The sequence below is a fragment of the Oerskovia sp. NPDC060287 genome, from assembly GCF_042726775.1.
Classification (GTDB): Bacteria; Actinomycetota; Actinomycetes; order Actinomycetales; family Cellulomonadaceae; genus Oerskovia; species Oerskovia merdavium.
In genome coordinates this window covers 1-2,628 of sequence record NZ_JBHXBO010000373.1, presented here as the reverse complement: position 1 = coordinate 2,628, position 2,628 = coordinate 1, and the positions used below count along the sequence as shown (strand labels likewise).

Sequence of the window (2,628 nt, the reverse complement as noted above, 5' to 3'; positions counted from 1 at the left end):
CCACAACCCCGTTCTCGGCAGCTGAGGGCGACTCAGCCCAGCGTCACGACGACCGTGACCTCGGAGCCCTCCGGCTGGACCGGGATCGGCTGCGTCGGGTCGAGCTCGACGCCGTCGAGCGTCACCGACCGCACGCCCTTCGACACGTGGTCGGGGTTGCGGACCTCGATCTCGTAGACCGCGCCACGCCACTCACGGCGCACCTCGAAACCGTCCCAGTCCTTGGGGATCGACGGGTCCACGACCAGACCGTCGAGGGCCAGGCGCACACCGAGGATGTACTTGGTGGCCGCCGTGTACATCCAGCCCGCGGTGCCCGTGAGCCACGGGTTCTGCGCCTTGCCGAACCACTCGTGGTCGCGGCCGTACAGGAACTGCACGTAGGCGTAGGGCTCGGCCCCGCGGACCTCGATGTTGTCGTTCTGGTTGTACGGCAGGATCGCGTCGTAGAACTGCACGGCCTCGTCGCCGCGGCCCAGCATGGCCTCGGCGATGATGGGCCACGCGTTCGGGTGCGAGAAGATCGCCGCGTTCTCCTTGATGCCCGGGTACACGCGCGTCACGAACCCGACCGTGTCGTCGACCTTGGTGAACGCCGGCCAGTTCAGGTGGTTGCCGTACTCCGAGCCCAGGAGCTCGCGCACCGAGTCCATCGACGCCTCGCCACGCTCCTGGGTGGTGATGCCCGCGATGACGGGCCACGCCTGGTGCTCGAGGAAGATCTTGCCCTCGTCGTTGTCGTTCGAGCCGATCTTCACGCCGTCGCGCGTGTAGCCGCGGATCCACCAGGCGCCGTCCCACAGCTGGGAGTCCGCGACCTTCGCGATGCGCTCGAGCTCGGCCTCGTACTTGGCGACGTCCGCTGCCGCGCTCTCGTCCCCGGCCGCAGCACGGTGCCGTGCGAGCTCCAGGAACGCCTGGATGGCCCACGCGTGCAGGAACGTCACGAGCGAGGTCTCGCCGCCACCCAGGTTGAGGCAGTCGTTCCAGTCGGCGCGCAGACCCAGGGCCACGCCGTTCTGACCGACCTGCTGGCTCGAGAAGTCGAGCGCGCGCGTGAGGTGCTCGTACACCGTGGCGGGCGTGCCCTCGGCGAACGGGATCACCTCGTCGAGGAACTCCAGGCGACCGGTCTCCTTGACGAACTCGACGACCGACGGCACGAGCCACAGGTGGTCGTCCGAGCACGTGTCCTCGAGACCGTGGATGAGGTCCTTGGGGTCCGGCGTCGGGACGATCGTCGGGGACGGGACGTTCGGCAGCTTGGGCGCGTCCGGGTCGAACGCCTTGGGCTCGAACAGGTGCAGGCCGTAGCCGGCCTCCGTCTGGGCCCGCAGGAGCTCGACGATGCGCTGGTGCGTCTTGGTCGGGTTGGTGTGGATGACGCTCATGACGTCCTGGGCCGTGTCGCGGAATCCCAGGCCGCTGCGTCCGCCGACCTCGACGAACGACGCGAAGCGCGACCACACGACGCAGGTCTCCGCCTGGAGCAGCGTCCACGAGTTGATCATCGTGTTCATGCCCTCGTGGGGCGTGCGGATGCGCAGCTTGTCCTGCTTGGCCTTCCAGTAGGCGGCCAGGCGGGCGCGCTCGGTGTCGACCGTCGCGACGTCCGCGTACTTGGCCTGCATCGCCCGGCCGGCCTCGGCGCGCGAGCCGTAGCCGAGCATGTAGACGAGCCGCTTGGTCTCCCCCGGCTGGAGCGTGATCTTGTGCTGGAGCGCACCGCAGTGGTTCTGCGTCGTCGCGCTCTCGTTCGAGCCGTGCCCGCGCTCGATCGCGATCGGGTTGGCCTCGGACCGGTAGGGGCCGATGAAGTTGTCGCGCAGCGAGTCGTACGACGACGGCGTCTCGCTCGACGCGAAGTAGTGGAACGTCCACGGCTCGTAGTACGCGTCGTACTCGATGATGCCGTCCTCGTAGGACGACCCCGTCGAGTAGAGCGACATCTGGAGGTTCTGGTTGTCGATCGTGATCGTGTGGAAGGAGAACTCCACGTACGACCCGACGGTCAGCTCACGGACCTCGTCGGTGGTGTTGGTCAGGCGCACGTCCCAGATCTCGACGTCGTCGTCGAGGGGGATGAAGATCGTCTGCTGGGCGTCGATGCCCTTGTACTGCGCCTCGAACGTCGAGTAGCTCAGGCCGTGGCGCGTCGTCCACCGACCGGCACCGCCCGCAGGGTCGATCAGGTCGCCGTCGGCCGCGAGCGGCTTGCCCACCGGCTGCCACGACACCGACCAGTAGTCGCCGTCGGCCTCGTCGCGCAGGTAGACGTAGTGCCCCGGGCGGTCGAGCGGGACGCCGTTCTGGCGGAACCGCGAGATGCGGCCGGTCTGCGCCGACTTGTAGTACGAGTATCCGCCGCCGTTGTGCGAGAGCACGGTGCAGAAGTCCTTGGTGCCCAGGTAGTTCGTCCACGAGACGGGGACGTCGGGGCGCTCGATGACGTACTCGTCGCGAGCTGTGTCGAAATGGCCGTAACGCATCGTCGGGTCGGTTCCTGTCGGTGAGGTGGGGTGGGAGGTGGTGAGGTGGGCCGGTCCGCGGCGCGTCGTGGCGCCGCGGACCTGTGTCCGAGCCACCCAGGTCGCGGGGCCCGGGGGGGGGGTGGCTCAGACGCCCCCA

1 protein-coding gene is annotated in these 2,628 nt (G+C 68.5%); it reads right to left on the bottom strand.

Annotation, left to right across the window (positions count from 1 at the left end):
• Positions 1–32: 32 nt before the first annotated feature.
• A complete protein-coding gene (locus ACFWFR_RS19000; RefSeq protein ID WP_377624143.1) occupies positions 33–2,489 on the bottom strand; it encodes a GH36-type glycosyl hydrolase domain-containing protein in 2,457 nt (818 codons plus the stop codon).
• Positions 2,490–2,628 lie beyond the last annotated feature (139 nt).

Bases quoted from the DNA above. Each gene is read 5' to 3' on its own strand.
- ACFWFR_RS19000 (WP_377624143.1), bottom strand. From the start codon at position 2,489: ATGCGTTACGGCCATTTCGACACAGCTCGCGACGAGTACGTCATCGAG.